At 60.0% G+C, this 17,444-nt stretch carries 15 protein-coding genes; 10 read left to right on the top strand and 5 right to left on the bottom strand.

Translation table 11 applies throughout. The features are described 5' to 3' along the window. Nucleotides 1–101 precede the first annotated feature (101 nt). Nucleotides 102–1,013 carry an SDR family oxidoreductase gene (locus J3P81_RS20540; protein ID WP_420765484.1) on the top strand — a complete coding sequence of 304 codons (912 nt, stop codon included), beginning with the start codon at nt 102–104 and terminating at the stop codon, nt 1,011–1,013. A gap of 42 nt (nt 1,014–1,055) precedes the next feature. Here J3P81_RS20540 and J3P81_RS20535 read toward each other — a convergent pair whose 3' ends face one another. After that, complete coding sequence (locus tag J3P81_RS20535) at nt 1,056–1,820, bottom strand: N-acetylmuramoyl-L-alanine amidase (RefSeq protein ID WP_434560595.1); 765 nt, start codon at nt 1,818–1,820, stop codon at nt 1,056–1,058. Nucleotides 1,821–2,562: 742 nt separating this feature from the next. Between J3P81_RS20535 and J3P81_RS20530 the strand changes: the two genes are divergently transcribed. From J3P81_RS20530 to J3P81_RS20515, 4 genes are all read left to right on the top strand, one after another. Continuing rightward, on the top strand, nt 2,563–4,377 hold the full coding sequence (locus J3P81_RS20530; RefSeq protein WP_434560593.1) for a DUF1302 domain-containing protein: 1,815 nt from the start codon (nt 2,563–2,565) through the stop codon (nt 4,375–4,377). Between the two features lie 22 nt (nt 4,378–4,399). Beyond that, the gene (locus J3P81_RS20525) at nt 4,400–5,767 is read left to right on the top strand and encodes a DUF1329 domain-containing protein (RefSeq protein WP_420765481.1); all 1,368 of its coding nucleotides are present in this window, start codon (nt 4,400–4,402) and stop codon (nt 5,765–5,767) included. Between the two features lie 145 nt (nt 5,768–5,912). Beyond that, complete coding sequence (locus tag J3P81_RS20520; protein ID WP_434560591.1) at nt 5,913–8,465, top strand: LuxR C-terminal-related transcriptional regulator; 2,553 nt, start codon at nt 5,913–5,915, stop codon at nt 8,463–8,465. A gap of 174 nt (nt 8,466–8,639) precedes the next feature. Next, entirely contained in the window at nt 8,640–9,341 is a 702-nt protein-coding gene (locus tag J3P81_RS20515; protein WP_434560589.1) for a hypothetical protein, read from the top strand. Here the strand turns inward: J3P81_RS20515 and J3P81_RS20510 are convergent. Then, nucleotides 9,306–10,127: an IclR family transcriptional regulator gene (locus J3P81_RS20510; protein ID WP_434560587.1), complete on the bottom strand. Its 822-nt coding sequence runs from the start codon at nt 10,125–10,127 to the stop codon at nt 9,306–9,308. The genes J3P81_RS20515 and J3P81_RS20510 overlap by 36 nt on opposite strands. Before the next feature lie 151 nt (nt 10,128–10,278). Between J3P81_RS20510 and hmgA the strand changes: the two genes are divergently transcribed. The 3 genes from hmgA to maiA are packed head-to-tail and all read left to right on the top strand — an operon-like array spanning nt 10,279 to nt 13,539. After that, nucleotides 10,279–11,583 carry a homogentisate 1,2-dioxygenase gene (gene hmgA, locus J3P81_RS20505; protein ID WP_420765477.1) on the top strand — a complete coding sequence of 435 codons (1,305 nt, stop codon included), beginning with the start codon at nt 10,279–10,281 and terminating at the stop codon, nt 11,581–11,583. Between the two features lie 3 nt (nt 11,584–11,586). Next, a complete protein-coding gene (fahA, locus tag J3P81_RS20500; RefSeq protein WP_434560585.1) occupies nt 11,587–12,891 on the top strand; it encodes a fumarylacetoacetase in 1,305 nt (434 codons plus the stop codon). Between the two features lie 9 nt (nt 12,892–12,900). After that, a complete protein-coding gene (gene maiA, locus J3P81_RS20495; RefSeq protein WP_434560583.1) occupies nt 12,901–13,539 on the top strand; it encodes a maleylacetoacetate isomerase in 639 nt (212 codons plus the stop codon). A gap of 125 nt (nt 13,540–13,664) precedes the next feature. On the opposite strand, the gene J3P81_RS20490 is transcribed toward maiA, so the two are convergent. Beyond that, entirely contained in the window at nt 13,665–14,468 is an 804-nt protein-coding gene (locus tag J3P81_RS20490; protein ID WP_434560581.1) for a SirB1 family protein, read from the bottom strand. 185 nt (nt 14,469–14,653) lie between these two features. Here J3P81_RS20490 and J3P81_RS20485 point away from each other — a divergent pair, with 185 nt between their 5' ends. Beyond that, the gene (locus J3P81_RS20485) at nt 14,654–15,673 is read left to right on the top strand and encodes a Glu/Leu/Phe/Val dehydrogenase dimerization domain-containing protein (RefSeq protein ID WP_434560579.1); all 1,020 of its coding nucleotides are present in this window, start codon (nt 14,654–14,656) and stop codon (nt 15,671–15,673) included. A gap of 76 nt (nt 15,674–15,749) precedes the next feature. On the opposite strand, the gene J3P81_RS20480 is transcribed toward J3P81_RS20485, so the two are convergent. Further along, on the bottom strand, nt 15,750–16,010 hold the full coding sequence (locus J3P81_RS20480) for a YebG family protein (protein WP_003205410.1): 261 nt from the start codon (nt 16,008–16,010) through the stop codon (nt 15,750–15,752). A 292-nt stretch (nt 16,011–16,302) separates the two neighbouring features. Here J3P81_RS20480 and J3P81_RS20475 point away from each other — a divergent pair, with 292 nt between their 5' ends. After that, on the top strand, nt 16,303–16,803 hold the full coding sequence (locus tag J3P81_RS20475; protein ID WP_434560577.1) for a phosphate-starvation-inducible protein PsiE: 501 nt from the start codon (nt 16,303–16,305) through the stop codon (nt 16,801–16,803). On the opposite strand, the gene J3P81_RS20470 is transcribed toward J3P81_RS20475, so the two are convergent. Further along, entirely contained in the window at nt 16,800–17,117 is a 318-nt protein-coding gene (locus tag J3P81_RS20470; protein ID WP_420765471.1) for a DUF3509 domain-containing protein, read from the bottom strand. The two genes, J3P81_RS20475 and J3P81_RS20470, sit on opposite strands and share 4 nt — an antisense overlap. Between the last annotated feature and the right edge of the window lie 327 nt (nt 17,118–17,444).

The following is a 17,444-nucleotide window of genomic DNA, read 5'->3' as shown; positions in this document are numbered from 1 at the left end:
CCTTATCGGCTGCTATTCACTTTCTCCCTTGTTGATTGTGACTGGTCGGCTTGTACAGGAGACTCGTGGCAATGTCCTATCGGCCTGTTGGAGTTCTGCCCATGAATGATTCTGTGCGCTTCGAAGATAAAGTCGTGATCGTCACCGGAGCCGGTGGCGGCCTGGGTCGCGCCCATGCGCTGTTGTTCGCCAGGCATGGCGCAAAAGTGCTGGTCAACGATCTTGGCGGTTCGGCGCAGGGGGAGGGAGCCAACGCTTCGGCGGCGGATCGGGTGGTCAGTGAAATTCGTGAAGCCGGCGGCGTTGCCGAAGCCAATCACGATTCGGTTACCGATGGCGACAAGCTAGTACAGAACGCCCTCGACGTGTTCGGCAGGGTTGATGTTGTCGTCAACAACGCCGGTATCCTGCGAGACAAGACTTTTCACAAAATGGACGATGCCGATTGGGACCTGGTGTATCGCGTTCATGTCGAAGGCGCTTACAAAGTCACTCGTGCGGCCTGGCCGCATTTGCGCGAGCAGAATTATGGCCGGGTAATCTTCACGGCTTCCACGTCTGGCATCTACGGCAACTTTGGCCAGTCCAATTACGGCATGGCCAAGCTTGGTCTCTATGGCCTGACTCGCACCCTGGCCATCGAAGGTCGCAAGAACAACATCCTGGTCAATGCCATCGCTCCCACCGGCGGCACCCGCATGACCGAAGGCCTGATCCCGCCGCAAGTGTTCGAGCAACTCAAGCCTGAACTGGTCAGCCCACTGGTGGTGTACCTGGCCAGTGAAGCCTGTCAGGAAACCTCCGGATTGTTCGAAGTGGGCGGCGGCTGGATGGGCAAGGTGCGCTGGGAGCGCAGCCTCGGCGCGGGGTTCGACCCGCGCGAAGGTTTCTCGCCGCAAGACGTCGCCGCCCACTGGCAGCAGATCTGCGACTTCCAGGATGCTGTTCACCCGAATGACAACCTCGAAGCCTTGAAAGAGATGATGGCTAACCTGCAGCGTTACGCCGTTTAAACCCATCGCCCGGACCGGTTGCCGTCAGCAGCGGTGACCGGTTCAGGGGAAGTATTTCTTCACCAGGGCAGCCAGGTTCGCGGCGGTCTCGATGTCCATCACACCGTCATACTTGGCCGGGCGGAAGTGCAGTTGGAAGGCGCGTACGAGTCGTTGAAAGCCTACGGTTGTGGTGGCCGCCGACGTGTCATAGCCATACCTCCTGAATAATCCCAGCAATTGTTCGCGAAGCGGGATTCCCTGGGTTTGGTATGCCTGCATGTAAGTTTTCTGGGTGCAATCGTCAAACCAAGCCCCAATTCCCTTGAGATACAGCGCGCGCCAAGGAAACATCGGGCCCGGGTCGCTTTTTCGCCCCGCAGCGATGTCCGAATGCGCCACCACGTTGACCGGGCTGATGTCCGGATATCGCTTGAGAATGTCGGATGCCAAATACTCGATGGCCTCGATTTGCTGGGCCTTATAGGGCGGAAAGGTAAATTGGCCTTGGTTGTCGGTGGCCAGGTTGACAATTTCAACGCCAATCGAAGTGTCATTCAAATTGCTGCGGTTGCCCCAACTGCTCACACCGGCATGCCAGGCCCGCTGGTTTTCGTCTACAAGGTTGAAGATCTGTGGCTCTTTGAAGCCAGCCTTCAAGTAAGTGGGGTCGGCAAAGTCGGGGATAAGGTAATGAGCACTGACCGAAGGACCGGTCAGTGCGGTGATGGAAGAGGCGAAGTTGCCGGCTGTGTAATGGAAGACCAGAAAACGAATGCGGCTATTAAAACCTTTTCTTGAGCGATAACTTGTATTGTTTATCTGCATATCAATAATCCACTGATGAAAATCGAAGCGAAGTGCTGCGATTGACTTCAGCGTAACAGTGAAATTTTTATGTGCGCGTAGTTGGGTTCTCGGTTTGTTGTAGGAACTGGCGCTAGGTGCTTGAGGATTTTTTAATGGCAGTGAGAGTTAGATAGGTAGGAAGAATTTGAATGGCCGAAATAGCTATTCCTGGCGGTCCCGTCGCGAAATTGATAATGGCTAATTAAATAAACTCGGCAGCTGAGGGATTACCTAAGTGTTGTAGGAATCGAGAAGTTTTTATCGAGAAAAATAACCTACAAATAAAAAAGGCCGCTGCAAAAGCAGCGGCCTAAGCATGACGTTGGAAAGGAGCTACAAATCAACGTCAGTTGTACACGGGGACGATGGATTGATGCGCAATCCATCCGAATGACGGTGCGTCAGGCGCGGGGGACGCCAGGCGACTTGTGCTTGCGGGCCCGTTGTCCTGCAAGCCCGGCCAGCATAGTAGGCGCAGGCTGTAGGAAACAGTCCGGTTACGGACATGCACTGTTGCAGTGCGCGCAACAGTTGCGGGCACCATGTTGGTCATGCGCGGCATTGATGACCCATCATCCAGTCCGTTCATGCTTGCCGCATAAGCCGTTCCCGCACGGGCAGTAATCCTTTTGGGGTACAGCGCGAATACCCCCTTGGTGCGCTTATCGCCCAATGCCGGCGGCAGTAGGGTGAAGGCTCTGTCACTCACCGGGGAAGACGCATGACAACAATAACAATGCGCGCCATCTTCAAGCCGCAGGCGCTGGCCGTCGCGGTGGCCTTGGGTTGCTGTGCCCAGGCGCAGGCCGTTTCTTTCAACATTGGCGAGATCGAGGGGCAGTTCGACTCCTCTCTGTCCGTCGGCGCGAGCTGGGGCATGCGCGATGCCGACAAGGATCTGGTCGGTACGGTCAACGGGGGGAGGGGGCAATCCTCCACCGGTGACGATGGGCGACTTAACTTCAAGAAAGGCGAGACCTTCTCGAAAATCTTCAAGGGCTTGCACGACCTGGAACTCAAGTACGGCGACACCGGTGTGTTCGTGCGCGGCAAGTACTGGTACGACTTCGAACTCAAGGACGAAAACCGGGAGTTCAAGGACATCAGCGACAGCAATCGCAAAGAAGGCGCCAAGTCATCGGGCGCGCAGATTCTCGATGCCTTTGTCTATCACAACTATTCCATCGCCGATTTGCCCGGCACCGTGCGCGCCGGCAGGCAGGTGGTCAGCTGGGGTGAAAGTACCTTCATCGGTAACTCCATCAACAGCATCAACCCGGTGGACGTGTCTGCGTTCCGTCGTCCGGGCGCGGAGATCAAGGAAGGCTTGATCCCGGTGAACATGCTGTTTGCTTCCCAGGGCTTGACGGACAAGCTCACTGTCGAAGGTTTCTACCAGATAGAGTGGGACCAGACGGTCGTCGATAACTGCGGTACGTTCTTCGGCAACGATGTGGTGGCGGATGGATGCACCAGTGGGTACACCGTAGCCAGCCCGGCTATTGCGCCGTTCGTACCGCTGACCGAGGCATTTGGCCAGGGCATCCAGGTGACCAGCGAAGGGGTTGTGATTCCCCGCGGCGGTGACCGCGATGCGCGGGATTCCGGCCAGTGGGGGACGGCGTTGCGCTGGCTCGGCGATGATACCGAGTACGGCCTGTATTTCATGAATTACCACAGTCGTACGCCTACCGTGGGCACCACTACGGCAGGCCTTTCTACACTGGCAGTGCTAGCGAACGATGATCCGGGTGGCATGCTCGCCATCGCTGAGGGGCTGGCACCGGGCACCGGCGCGGCACAAGCCCTGGCACAAAGCGTAATGCTCGGACGCGGTGGCTACTATCTTGAATATCCGGAAGATATCCGCTTGTACGGCGCAAGCTTCTCCACCACGCTGCCTACAGGCACCGCGTGGACTGGCGAAATCAGCTATCGCCCCAACGCACCGGTGCAGGTCAATACCAACGACCTGACCCTGGCACTCCTCAACCCGATCGCCGGTGGCGCCGCGTCCCCCATCGCCACCTCGCCGGGCGCCGACAACACCGGCTACCGCCGCAAGGAAGTCACCCAGCTCCAGAGCACCCTGACCCACTTCTTCGACCAGGTATTGGGCGCCGATCGCCTGACCGTGGTAGGCGAGGCGGCGGTCGTGCATGTCGGTGGTCTCGAGTCGAAAGACGAGCTGCGTTACGGCCGCGACTCGGTCTATGGCCAGTACGGCTTCAACGGTGACACCGATGGATTCGTCACGTCGACGTCCTGGGGCTACCGCGCTCGGGCGATTCTCGACTACTCCAACGTCATCGGCGGGGTCAACTTCAAGCCCAACGTGTCCTGGTCCCACGATGTGGCCGGCTATGGGCCCAACGGCCTGTTCAACGAAGGCGCCAAGGCCGTCAGCGTCGGCGTCGATGCCGATTACCGCAATACCTACACCGCCAGTCTGAGTTACACCGACTTCTTCGGCGGCGATTACAACGTTCTCGAAGACCGCGACTTCCTCGCGCTGAGCTTCGGCGTGAACTTCTGATCTGGCTGACAAGGAAAACCCAATGCGCAAGACGATCCTGCAATGCGGTGCCCTGGCCCTGAGCCTGCTGGCCGTGAACGTGATGGCGGCGGTCTCGCCGGAGGAAGCGAACAAGCTGGGCACCAGCCTTACGCCTCTGGGCGCGGAGAAGGCCGGCAACGCTGACGGCTCGATCCCGGCCTGGACCGGCGGCATTCCGAAAAACGCTGGCGCCGTGGACAGCAAAGGCTTCCTGGCCGATCCGTTCGCCAATGAAAAACCACTGTTCACCATCACCGCCGCGACCGTGGACAAATACAAGGACAAGCTGTCCGACGGCCAGGTCGCGATGTTCAAGCGCTACCCGGAAACCTACAAGATCCCGGTCTACCCGACACATCGCAGTGTCGGCCTGCCGCCGGAGATCTATGAGGCGGCCAAGCGCAGCGCGCTCAATGTGAACGCCATCAACGACGGCAACGGCCTGGCCAACTTCACCGGCAACCGGTATTACGCGTTTCCGATCCCGAAAAACGGCGTGGAAGTGCTGTGGAACCACATCACCCGGTACCACGGCGGTAACCTGCGGCGCGTCATCACCCAGGCCACGCCACAGACCAACGGTAGCTTCACGCCGATCCGCTTCGAAGAAGAGATCGCCGTGCCGTTCCTGATCAAGGACGCCGACCCGGAAAAAGCCAGCAACGTGTTGACCTACTTCAAGCAGGAGGTCACGGCGCCGGCGCGCCTGGCCGGTAACGTGCTGCTGGTACACGAGACGCTCGACCAGGTGAAGGAACCGCGCCTGGCGTGGATATACAACGCCGGCCAGCGCCGGGTGCGACGTGCCCCGCAGGTGGCCTATGACGGCCCGGGGACGGCCGCCGACGGCTTGCGCACCTCCGACAACTTCGACCTGTTCTCCGGCGCGCCGGACCGCTACGACTGGAAGCTGATCGGCAAGAAGGAAATGTACATCCCGTACAACAGCTACAAGCTCGATTCGCCAAGCCTCAAATACGATGACGTGATCAAGGCCGGCCACATCAACCAGGACCTGACCCGCTACGAATTGCACCGGGTGTGGGAAGTGGTCGGGACGGTCAAGCCCAGCGAGCGGCATATCTACGCCAAGCGTCACATGTACATCGACGAGGACAGCTGGCAAGCGGCGCTGGTGGACCATTACGACGGTCGCGGCCAGTTGTGGCGCGTGGCAGAGGGGCATGCGCAGTTCTACTACGACCATCAGAACCCGGGCTACACCCTTGAGGCGCTCTACGACATCATCGCCGGCCGCTACATCGCGCTGGGCATGAAGAACGAAGAGAAACACGCCTACGTATATGGGTTCGAGGCTCGGGCGGCTGACTATACCCCGGCGGCGTTGCGTTCGAGTGGGGTCCGGTAAGCCTACTGGCGGGACAGCGAAAGGAAGACCGGCAACCGAGTTGCCGGTCTTTTTTTTATGGCCGCCAATCAGCGCGCTGAATACTTCTCCTAAGGTGGTCGACACCGGTCTAGGGTGAAGGAACAACAATAAAAGGGACCTCGCAATGACCGCCATGACCCCGTGTCCGGACCGTCCAGGGCTGCTGCCTCGCCTGTCTTCGACACACGTGCCGCGCAGGTCGTTGAGCGAGCCCCTGTTGGCTTCCGAGGCGCGGGTAAAACTGCTTTGCGCACCGGCGGGAAGTGGCAAGAGCGCATTGTTCGCCGAGTGTTTCCTGCAAGCGCCCGCGGGGTGCCGCTTGCATTGGCTACCCTTGGCGGGCGCGGTGATGGACGCCGCGCAACTGTGCGAATGCCTGGCGCAAGCCCTCGGGCTGCCGGTGACGGATGAGACAAGCCTGTTGGCTCATCTGGCGCGTTTGCAAATCCCGACGTGGCTGTTCCTGGACGATTATTGCCGCACGCCCAATCCTGAGCTGGACCTGTTGCTTGACCGTTTGTTGAGCACCAGCAGCCCGGCATTACACCTGTGGTTGAATGGACGCCGTCGTCCCCATTGCAACTGGCCACGCTTGTTGCTCGATGACGAATTGTATGAAGTCGACGCCCCGGCCCTCGCGTTTTCTTGCGACGATGTCCAGCAACTGCTGGTGCATCTGCCCGGCCCGCTGGCAGCGCGCACGGCCCGGGAAGTGATACAGCGTAGCGGCGGCTGGTGTGCCGGCGTGCGCATCACTTTGCTCGAACGCTGTGAATGGGCACGCCGGCACGCAACGCCGGGGCGGCCCGGCACTTTGCTGGATTACCTTGAATACGAACTGTTCGGTACGTTGACCCCGGAGTTGGCCCAGGCCTGGCGCGTGCTGGCGCACCTGCCGCGCTTCAACGGGCAGCTTTGCGCCCATCTGTTCGGCGATACGGTGGGCGCCGAATGCCTTCCGTTGCTGCTGGACCTGGGATGCTTTATCGAACCCTGGGAGCAGTCATCGGACTGGCTGCGGATTTTCCCGCCCCTGGCGCGATTGGTGCGTGAGGAGCCCTGGCCACAAGGCCGCTCCTGGCATCGACGAGCCTGCCAGTGGTTTGCGGCCGAGCAGGACTGGCCGATGGCATTCGAACAGGCCATGCAAGCCGGGGAATTCGAGACCGCCGTCAGTCTCCTGCAACACTTGCATTTCGAACATGTCCTGCAAGGCAGCAATGCCCAATTGCTGCTAGCCCTGCATGATCAGCAGGGCGAAGCGCTGTCGCTCGGAACCGCGCAATCGGTCGGGGTGATCACGACCGCCTTGCTCTTCGCCGGACGCTTCGACCAGGCTGAAGGCTGTATCGAACAGCTGACCAGGTTCCTGCCCCAACCCCTGGCTTGTCAGCAGCGAGAGCTGATTGCCCGCTGGCAGGTCTTGCGTGGTTGGTTGTTGCACTTGCGCGGAGACGGCGAACAGGCGCGCGAACATTTTTTCCAGGCCCAGGCCGGCCTGGACCCGGAGGCTTGGGCCCTCAAGGTGCTGTGCCTGATTGGCCAGACACAACAGGCGCTGCTTCAAGGTGAATTGGCGCTGGCGCAGGCGATCAATCGCCAGGCGCTATGTGTCGCGCGCGCCGGGGGCTCGCTGGTGTTCGAAGGGCTATTGGAGTTGGACCACGCGCAAATCCTGGAGCAGCGCGGCTCGCCTCACCGGGCCGACCATTTGTTGGGCGCTGTTCAGGCGTTGCTCGATAAACCAGGGCAGGATTTCTCTGCGTTGCTGGGACGTATCGCTTTGCGGCGGGGACGCCTGGCGTTGCGCATGGGGCTTGAGGAGCAGGCTGGCGAGCATTTTCAGGAAGGGCTCGAAGCCGGCTTGCGCAGCCAGGACAAGCAAGTGCTCTATGGCTTTCTCGGCAAGGCAAGCCTGGCCGCCAACCAGGGCGACTATGGCGAAGCCTTCATGCAGCTTCGCGACGCCGAACGGATCATGCAACAGCGGCACATTCCCGAGACGGTATACCGTGGCGTACTGCTGCAAGTCAGCTGTCAATTCTGGCTGCAGCAGGGGCGCCCGGAACTGGCCCATGAAGTCTTGACCCGAGTGTTGCGGCATTTTCGCGGACCGCAGGCCAAGCACGCGCCGCCAGCGACCCTGGAGTTGATTCCGCGCCTCGAATACTTGCTGGTGCTGACCGAAGTCTATCTGCACCGGGCGCAGGATCCGCAGGCTCGGCTCCGGGAAATGATCGCCCAGGCGCAACGTTGCGAAATGCATGGGTTGGAGACCGAACTGGTACTGGTATTGGCGGAAGTCGTCTGGCTGTCGGCCGATCGCTCCCAGGCGCGTGCTCTCATGCAAGAAGGGCTTGAGCGGGTTGCCTGCTGGCGGGCGCAACAAGCCTTGCGCGAGCTGTGCCTGCGTCAACCGGATCTGGTGCGCGCCGCCCAATCCGGTGAACAACTCGAACCGCCACCCACGGTGCCCGAGGAAACCGTGCTCAGCCACCGTGAGTTGGAAGTGCTCGAGTTAATTGCACAGGGTTATTCTAACCAACAGATCGCCGAACAACTGTTCATCTCATTGCACACAGTAAAAACCCATTCGCGTCGCATCCACAGCAAGTTGGGCGTGCAACGACGTACACAAGCTGTCGCCAAAGCCAAGGTCTTGGGCGTGATGAGTTAAATAAGGAACTTACGCCCGCTTACATATCATCGGGGAAAGGTCGAGGCGTGTTGGTGTATAAGTTCCGGGCTGAAGTTGGTTCGACTGAAGTTCAGCTGCCCCGGCACTGTAACGAGTGTCGTCAATTCAAGAATCGAACGGGAAGTTTGATTCGATACAGAACAAGGAAGTTTTATGTACGCTCCATTGTTTGTTTCACATTCGCAAAGGCTTGTCGCCCTCAAGAAAACGCGAGTGGACTTCGCTGTGCAGGTGCTATTGGGAGAGGCCCTGGAAGGGCTGGAAGTCAATCCCCACAACAGTTATTTGAACACGCTGACTGATGTTTCTGGCGCCGAGGTGGTTTCTTCCGTCACCTTGTTTGATGAAGCGCTGGCTTGCGTTGAAAAACAACTTGCCCCTCACTACACCCAAGGTGTTAGTGACGTCTTCAGCAAGCGTTATTCTTTCGCCGCTGAGGATCGGATCAAGGGATTGGACGTGATCGGCTTTGAGAGGATCGTCATCGATATCGTCTCCAGCCTGACTGACGGTCCGTCGATGGATCTATCCCGGCCTGGCCTGAAGTCACTCGCCGTTGCGGACCTTGAGTCGATCCTGAAGGACCACCTGCCAGGCATCGACCTGAATGAAACCTATGTCACCGGTTTTGCGCCCGACGGTCTTGGCGGCCGGGTGATAACCTCATCGCAGAAGTTGGCGGACTATCTCTTGGCTCACTTCGATGATGACAATATTCCCTTTCATGCCAAGGGCGACCATCAGGCCGTGTACACGGTGGCCTTCAGCGGGGAAGCCAGGCACGCTCATCCGCAGCTGACCACTGGCCACCTCAACGACCTACTGATCCGGATCGTGCCGCACTTGCTGGGCTGATCCCGGGGCGCCCTCGTAGCCCATTCGCCAGCTTACGGCCCGGGTCGCCGCCAACAGGCGCTGCGCCGCCGGGCCGTTCTCATCGGCGTGGAACAGCGATGTCGGGCCGACAATCGTGATCACCGCCGCGACGTCGCCCATGGCGTTGAACACGGGTGCGGACAACGCATCCACTCCGGGCATCAGCAAACCATGCACATGATGCAGGCCACGATTGCGGATGTGTTCGCACAGCGTTGCATAGGCCTGCTCGTCGGCCAGGGCATGGCCGTGGGTGGCGCGTACTTCCTGGTCGCGCAACTCGATGGTCTCGCGCTCCGGCAGATAGGCGCTGAAAACCAGCCCGGTGGATGAGCTGAGCAAAGGGAGTACCGAGCCCAGTTGCGTCACCACGGTCACGGCCCGCACGGCGGGCTCGATTCGCACCACCGTTGCGCCGTGGTTACCCCATACCGCCAGGAAACAGGTTTCGTTCAAGTCATCGCGCAATTCGGCCAAGGGCAGGGCGGCCACCTGCAATACATCCATGCCATTCAACGCCGCCAAGCCCACGCGCAAGGCCTCGCGACCCAGGCCGTAGTGATTGGTGGCTGTGTTCTGTTCGGCAAATCCGCTGGCGATCAACGCCTGAAGATAACGATGGACCTTGCTGGCGGGCATTTGCACGTGTTCGGCCAGGCGCGACAGCGACGTGGACGGCGACAGCTCGGCCAAGGCCTTGAGGATATCGGTGCCGACCTCAGCGGAGCGGACTTTCTGTTTACCGTTGCCGGGCGGGTTTTCCATGGAGGTTCGGGTCCGTAGGGCGAATGGGCGTCTTTATAGCTTGACGGTCGTCGCCGAGCAAATTACGTTGTGCGTAATTTGATTACGATAAAAACAACCCGGTACGCCTCAAGTTTTTCATTGAGTGACGGGCCGCATCTCAGGAGGCTCCATGAACCTCGATTCCACGCCGTCGGACGTGCTTTATCAGTCTGGCTTCGGTAACGAATTTTCCAGCGAAGCGCTGCCTGGCGCCTTGCCGGTTGGCCAGAACTCGCCGCAAAAAGCGCCGTACGGGCTGTATGCCGAATTGTTTTCCGGTACCGCCTTCACCATGGCCCGCAGCGAAGCGCGGCGAACCTGGATGTACCGCATCCGGCCATCGGCCAACCATCCGGCCTTTACCAGGTTGGAACATCAGCTGGCCGGCGGCCCGCTGGGCGAGGTCACGCCGAATCGCCTGCGCTGGAGCCCCCTCGAAATTCCCGGCGAACCGACCGATTTCATCGACGGCCTGGTGCGCATGGCCGCCAACGCTGGCGCGGACAAACCGGCTGGCATCAGTATTTATCACTACCGGGCCAACCGTTCCATGGAGCGGGTTTTCTTCAATGCCGACGGCGAATGGCTGGTCGTGCCGCAATCAGGGCGGTTGCGGATTGCCACCGAGTTGGGCGTGCTGGAACTGGCGCCCTTGGAAATCGCCGTGTTGCCCCGTGGCTTGAAATTCCGCATCGAATTGCTCGACGCCCAGGCTCGCGGTTATATCGCCGAAAACCATGGTGCGCCGTTGCGCCTGCCGGACCTGGGGCCCATCGGCAGCAATGGCCTGGCTAACCCGAGGGATTTCCTGTCGCCGGTCGCTCAATACGAAAATCTCGCCCAACCCACTACGTTGATCCAGAAATTTCTCGGGGAGCTGTGGACCTGCGAACTGGACCATTCGCCGTTGGACGTGGTGGCCTGGCATGGCAACAACGTGCCATATAAATATGATCTACGCCGTTTCAACACTATCGGCACGGTCAGCTTCGACCATCCGGACCCGTCGATTTTTACCGTGCTGACGTCGCCCACCAGCGTCCATGGCCTGGCAAATCTCGATTTCGTGATTTTCCCGCCGCGCTGGATGGTGGCCGAGAATACCTTCCGTCCACCTTGGTTCCACCGCAATCTGATGAATGAATTCATGGGGCTGATCCAGGGCGCCTACGATGCCAAGGCTGAAGGTTTCCTGCCGGGAGGCGCGTCGCTGCACAGCTGCATGAGCGCCCATGGTCCCGACGGCGAAACTTGCACCAAGGCCATCAATGCCGAACTCAAACCGGCAAAAATCGACAACACCATGGCGTTCATGTTCGAGACCAGCCAAGTGCTGCGCCCGAGCCGTTTCGCCTTGGACTGCCCACAATTGCAAACGGACTACGATGCCTGCTGGGCCTCGTTGCCGGTCACCTTTGACCCGACCCGGAGATAATCCATGACTCAAGTTTCATCCGCCCGTAGCTGGGTCGACTCCGCCAACGGCCATGCCGACTTTCCCTTGCAGAACTTGCCGCTGGGTATTTTCAGTCCGGCTGGCGAATCCCCGCGCAGCGGCGTTGCCATCGGCGATCGGATTTTCGACTTGCAGGCGGCGCTGCAAGCAGGCCTGTTCGACGGCGCTGCGGGCGAAGCCATCCGGGCGATGGGAGACGGCCAGTTGAATGCGTTCTTCGACCTCGGCCGTGGCGCCCGCGTTGCCTTGCGTGAACAGTTGCTGGAGTTGCTGCGCGAGGGCAGCCCTCGGCGGGACGAGATCGTGGCCCAGGGTGAAAAGCTGCTGCCACTGGCAGCGAACTGCCAGATGCACCTGCCGGCGAAAATCAACGACTACACGGATTTCTACGTCGGCATTGAGCACGCGCAAAATGTCGGCAAGCTATTCCGGCCGGACAATCCGCTGCTGCCTAACTACAAATACGTTCCCATCGGTTACCACGGACGTGCCTCGACGGTCCGGCCGTCGGGCACCGATGTACGCCGCCCGAAGGGCCAGACCTTGCCGGCTGGGCAGGCCGAGCCAACGTTCGGCCCCTGCGCGCGGTTGGACTACGAGCTGGAACTGGGGATCTGGATCGGCAAAGGCAACGCCCTTGGCGAGCCGATCGCCATCGGCGAGGCGGCCGAGCACATTGCCGGTTTCTGCCTGCTCAACGATTGGTCGGCCAGGGATATCCAGGCCTGGGAATACCAACCGCTGGGGCCGTTCCTGTCGAAGAGCTTCCTGACCAGTGTCTCGCCATGGGTCGTGACCGCCGAAGCCCTCGAACCGTTCCGCCGTCCGCAGCCAACGCGTCCGGAGGGCGATCCGCAACCGTTGCCGTACTTGCTGGACAAACGTGACCAGGCCGAAGGGGCGTTCGACATCGAGTTGGAAGTGCTGCTGCTGACCGAAGCCATGCGTGAGCAGAAGCTGCCGGCTCATCGACTGACCCTGAGCAATACCCAATACATGTACTGGACGGTGGCGCAAATGGTTGCGCACCACAGCGTCAACGGCTGCCAGTTGCAAGCGGGCGATCTGTTTGGCTCGGGTACGCTGTCGGGACCGCAAAGCGGTCAGTTTGGCAGCCTGCTGGAAATCACCGAGGGCGGGAAGAAGCCGATCGAACTGGCATCTGGCGAAGTCCGCAAGTTCCTGGAAGATGGCGATGAAATCATCCTGCGCGCCCGTTGCAGCCGCGAGGGCGTCGCGTCCATCGGCTTCGGCGAGTGCCGCGGCAAGATCCTGTCGGCACGGTGAGGCATGGGAATGGAGCTCTATACGTATTACCGTTCCACTTCGTCCTACCGGGTGCGTATTGCCTTGGCGCTCAAGGGCCTGGATTACCAGGCCCTGCCCGTCAACCTGATCGCCGCGCCGGGGGGCGAGCATCGCCAGCCGGCGTACCTGGCAATCAATCCACAGGGGCGGGTACCGGCGCTGCGCACCGATGAGGGGGCGCTGCTGGTGCAATCGCCGGCCATCATCGAATACCTGGAGGAACGTTATCCACAGGTGCCGCTGTTCAGCGGCGACCTTGCGACCCGCGCCCATGAACGTGGCGTCGCGGCGCTGATCGGTTGCGATATCCATCCCCTGCACAACGTCAGCGTGCTCAACAAGCTGCGCAAATGGGGACACGATGAAACGCAGGTGACTGAGTGGATCGCGGACTGGATCAGCCAGGGGCTGACGGCGGTGGAGCAATTGATTGGTGACAACGGCTACTGTTTCGGCGAATTGCCTGGCGTGGCGGATGTGTACCTGATCCCGCAGCTGTACGCCGCCGAGCGGTTCAATGTTTCATTGCAAGCCTACCCGCGGATCCGCCGTATCGCGGCGTTGGCGGCTGGGCATGAGGCCTTTAAACGTGCGCATCCGGCGAACCAGCCCGATACCCCTGCCTGATTTGGCATAAGGCGGCCTATCGCCGTCGCGAGCAAGCTCGCTCCCACACAGGGCACGCCAGACCCAAGCCCTTCGTGGGAGCTCGCTATGGCGATACAACAATCATCAAGATTCAAAAAGCCCGTTCAATGCACAATCGAATTGGGCGGCAGATGCCCCAGTCGCTCGGTCAAGCGCAGCCGTTGAATTGGATCTTCACTGAGCATCAAGGCATGCTCAAGGTCAAAACGTTCGGCGTTGGGGCAGTCGAGCCGTTGATAGAGGCTGGCGCGCGCCAGGTAGTCGGCGGCGTTGGCGTTGCCCATTTCCAAGACGCGTTCGGCGTCGATCAGTGCCGCAATGTAATCATCATTGGCCAGATGCAATTGCCGCAGGTTGCGCGACAACCGTTGCAGCATTTGCATCGGCTCGGCATTGATCAGATGTTCAGCCTTGAGCTGCAGGTTCGGGCCATATTGGCGTTGCAGTAATTCCCGGCAATCGTTGGGGTACAACCGACGGCCACCGCATGGGTCGAGCAGATGATCGGCGCCGGGCACCCGCAACAGGAAATGGCCGGGAAAGTTGACGCCCGCCAGCGGGATTTCCAAGCCGCGAGCCAGTTCCAAGGCTATCAGGCCCAGGGCTAGCGGCTGGCCGTGCTTGCGCGCCAGGACCTTGTCCAGCAACGCCGCGCGAGGGCGTAGCGGGGCGGAGTCGTCCTGTGCGAAACCCAGGTCATTGAGGCGTCGAAGCAACGGTTGGCCCAGTTCGCTGGCCGGCAGCATGGGCAGGCCATGGCTGACGTGCCGTTGCAGCTCCTGAAACACCTGCAGCAACGCCGGTACGTCCACTTCTCGATCGTGTTCGGCGGCAATCCATAGCGCGGCTTCGAACAACGCCGGTGGGGAACGGTGCAGACAGTCAAAAAAAGCTTGGCGCGGCTTCATCACAGTCTCCGGACTATGCCTCGTTTTAGCTCTGCCGTGGCTTTTCGTCCAGTCTCGCAAATACGCAGTAACAGGTTATGCCTAAAAAGCTGCGCGACACTTGGGCTTATTCCGGCGTGCTCCAGCAAATTTCGACCGCGCGCCTATACTGGCGAAACAGACAAAAGTGATTCGGGAGCCTGTCGATGTTTGCTCTCATGCAAAGCTCCCGCCTTGAATCGCTGCACTTGAGCGTAGACCCGGCAACCGGGTTGAAGGCGGTGATTGCCATTCATTGCAGCCGTCCGGGGCCTGCCCTGGGTGGCTGTCGTTATCTTTCCTACCCCGACGACGAAAGTGCCGTGGCGGATGCAGTGCGCCTGGCCCAAGGCATGAGCTATAAAGCCGCCTTGGCTGGTTTGCCCGTGGGTGGGGGAGTGGCGGTCATCATGCGTCCGGCGCATGTCGACAGCCGGGCCGCACTGTTCGAAGCCTTCGGGCGCTGCATCGAGCAGTTGGACGGACGCTACATCACCGCCATCGACAGCGGTACGTCCGTGGCCGACATGGATTGTATTGCCCAGCAGACCCGTCATGTCACCAGCACCACCGCCGCGGGAGACCCGGCGCCCCACGCGGCGATGGGCGTTTTCGCCGGCATCCGTGCCACGGCCATGGCCCGCCTGGGCAGCGATAACCTGGAGAGCCTGCGGGTTGCCATCCAGGGCCTGGGCAATGTCGGTTATGCCCTGGCCGAACAACTGCACGCAGCGGGCGCGGAATTGCTGGTCAGCGACATCGATCCCGGCAAGGTCCAATTGGCAATGGAACAATTGGGCGCCCATCCCATTGCCAACGATGCCTTGCTCAGTACCCCTTGCGACATCCTGGCGCCCTGCGGTCTCGGCGGCGTGTTGAACAGCCACAGCGTGGCGCAACTGCGCTGCTCGGCGGTGGCGGGCTCGGCTCATAATCAATTGAGCAATCTGCAAGTCGCTGATCAGCTGGAAAGGCGCGGGATCCTTTATGCCCCGGACTACGTCATCAACTCAGGCGGCCTGATCTACGTCGCCCTGAAGCACCGCGGTGAAGAATTGCCAACCATCACCGCGCACCTGTCGAAGATCGGTGCGCGGCTCACGGAAGTCTACGCCCACGCCCAGGCGGAAAAACGCTCGCCGGCCCGAGTGGCCGACGAATTGGCGGAGCGTTTGTTGTACCGATAAAAAAAGATCGCAGCCTTCGACAGCGTGTGCAGGGAATATCTAATGCACGCGCTGCCGAAGGCTGCGATCTGTTGGTTCATTCGTCCGACGGATTGAGCAATTCGGACAGGGCGTCCGGCTGGCTCTTGAATGCCTTGGCGAATACATCGCGATTCTTCGCCATGTAGATTCCTGCTTCCTCCACCTGTTGCTCGCTCAGCGATGGAACGGCTTTTTGCAACACCTCGGCCAGCAATTCGGCGAGCTCCAGCATTTTGTCATGACGGTCAGCTTCGGCTTTATCCATGAACAAGCGCTCCAGATCTCGGCTGCTGCGGTATACCACTTCGACGGCCATTCACCACCTCACATGCCTTCACATTGGTTTGTCTGTGTGACTACTGTATTTATATACAGGGCAAAGAATAAGCGAATCCTTTCCCTTTGGGTAGTGGCTTTTTAATGTAGACCGGTTTCCAGACTTGTCGCGCACGCCATGTTGGTGCTCGGCGTGGCCGATTCAGGTCAGCACGTGTCGAATACCAGCCCATCGCCATCTCATCTCTGACAATGGCCTTTTTTCTGCATGCAGAAAACCGTCACGTCCATCCCGCATCATCCGGTCGAGTCGACCTAAGGAAAACTACATCGTGAAAATCAACTGGGCCGAGAACCTGCGCCAGAACGTGCATCAACTGGCCGAATCCCTGGGCAACCTGTTCGTCGAGACGTTCCATTACCTGGCGTTGTTCGCCATCGGTGCGGTGACCGCCTGGGCGGCGGTGATGGAGTTTATGCAGATGATCGAGGTGGGGCACATCAAGATCGACGATATCTTGCTGTTGTTCATCTATCTGGAACTGGGGGCAATGGTCGGGATTTACTTCAAGACCAACCACATGCCGGTGCGTTTCCTGATCTACGTGGCAATCACCGCGCTGACGCGGCTGTTGATTTCCAACGTCTCCCACCACAGCCCGCCGGACCTGGGAATCATCTACCTGTGCGGCGGCATTTTGTTGCTGGCGTTTGCGATTCTGGTGGTGCGCTACGCCTCGTCGCAGTTTCCGTCGGTAAAGATCGAACATCCGCACCGCAAGATCGGTGCGGGTTCCAGCGAGCATTCGGAGGTTGAGAAAGGCGAGATCTAAACGCCGACAGCGGAGGGTGCCGGGCCTTGTGATTGCGGTGGTGGCACCTTGATGTTGTCGCCACCGGTCATGGCCTCGAGAATCGCTACGGCGCTATGGCCCTGTTCGATGGCAATGCCGAACTGGATGCTTTGCACCAGGCGTCGAAGCCGTTCCGGATCGTTGCGTTGCTGGGCGCTGATCATGCGCTTGGCGACGATGCGCCCGCCCTTGGACAGGGTCAGCATGATGCTGCCATCCAGGCCCTGGATGCTCAAGTTGATTTGGTATTGCGGCGCGAAGGCGTCCGTAATGATCTGAAAAGGATTGTCCATGATGCGTCACCGCCTGATTGAACGTGCAGTTGTTGACCGGCCTTGATCGGGATTAGTTCGCAACACCGGACCGTCGGCCATTCCATGTTCGTGTTCATCCAGCAATCGAGGGGCCGGGCGGGCGATGGATCGGTAGATCCCTGCCGGCGGCAGCTCCGCCATGAAGTTTGCAAGGCGCATGCCGGAATAACTTCGGACCAATGAGCCGGGGGGCGGGCGGGCGAATGCTCTGCGATGCAGGTCTGGGCGTAGCCCTTTTCAGGGCAACGAGGGGCGGATGTTCCCTTGCGGTGCAGGCTAAAGAGAGGATTGTCGGGAGGGATGCGT

The sequence above is a fragment of the Pseudomonas sp. R1-6 genome, from assembly GCF_051132115.1.
GTDB lineage: Bacteria > Pseudomonadota > Gammaproteobacteria > Pseudomonadales > Pseudomonadaceae > Aquipseudomonas.
The sequence above is the reverse complement of the archived record's forward strand: the minus strand, read 5'-3'. Positions and strand labels throughout refer to the sequence as shown.

Bases quoted from the DNA above. Each gene is read 5' to 3' on its own strand.
- J3P81_RS20540 (WP_420765484.1), top strand. From the start codon at position 102: ATGAATGATTCTGTGCGCTTCGAAGATAAAGTCGTGATCGTCACCGGA.
- J3P81_RS20535 (WP_434560595.1), bottom strand. From the start codon at position 1,820: ATGCAGATAAACAATACAAGTTATCGCTCAAGAAAAGGTTTTAATAGC.
- J3P81_RS20530 (WP_434560593.1), top strand. From the start codon at position 2,563: ATGACAACAATAACAATGCGCGCCATCTTCAAGCCGCAGGCGCTGGCC.
- J3P81_RS20525 (WP_420765481.1), top strand. From the start codon at position 4,400: ATGCGCAAGACGATCCTGCAATGCGGTGCCCTGGCCCTGAGCCTGCTG.
- J3P81_RS20520 (WP_434560591.1), top strand. From the start codon at position 5,913: ATGACCGCCATGACCCCGTGTCCGGACCGTCCAGGGCTGCTGCCTCGC.
- J3P81_RS20515 (WP_434560589.1), top strand. From the start codon at position 8,640: ATGTACGCTCCATTGTTTGTTTCACATTCGCAAAGGCTTGTCGCCCTC.
- J3P81_RS20510 (WP_434560587.1), bottom strand. From the start codon at position 10,127: ATGGAAAACCCGCCCGGCAACGGTAAACAGAAAGTCCGCTCCGCTGAG.
- hmgA (WP_420765477.1), top strand. From the start codon at position 10,279: ATGAACCTCGATTCCACGCCGTCGGACGTGCTTTATCAGTCTGGCTTC.
- fahA (WP_434560585.1), top strand. From the start codon at position 11,587: ATGACTCAAGTTTCATCCGCCCGTAGCTGGGTCGACTCCGCCAACGGC.
- maiA (WP_434560583.1), top strand. From the start codon at position 12,901: ATGGAGCTCTATACGTATTACCGTTCCACTTCGTCCTACCGGGTGCGT.
- J3P81_RS20490 (WP_434560581.1), bottom strand. From the start codon at position 14,468: ATGAAGCCGCGCCAAGCTTTTTTTGACTGTCTGCACCGTTCCCCACCG.
- J3P81_RS20485 (WP_434560579.1), top strand. From the start codon at position 14,654: ATGTTTGCTCTCATGCAAAGCTCCCGCCTTGAATCGCTGCACTTGAGC.
- J3P81_RS20480 (WP_003205410.1), bottom strand. From the start codon at position 16,010: ATGGCCGTCGAAGTGGTATACCGCAGCAGCCGAGATCTGGAGCGCTTG.
- J3P81_RS20470 (WP_420765471.1), bottom strand. From the start codon at position 17,117: ATGGACAATCCTTTTCAGATCATTACGGACGCCTTCGCGCCGCAATAC.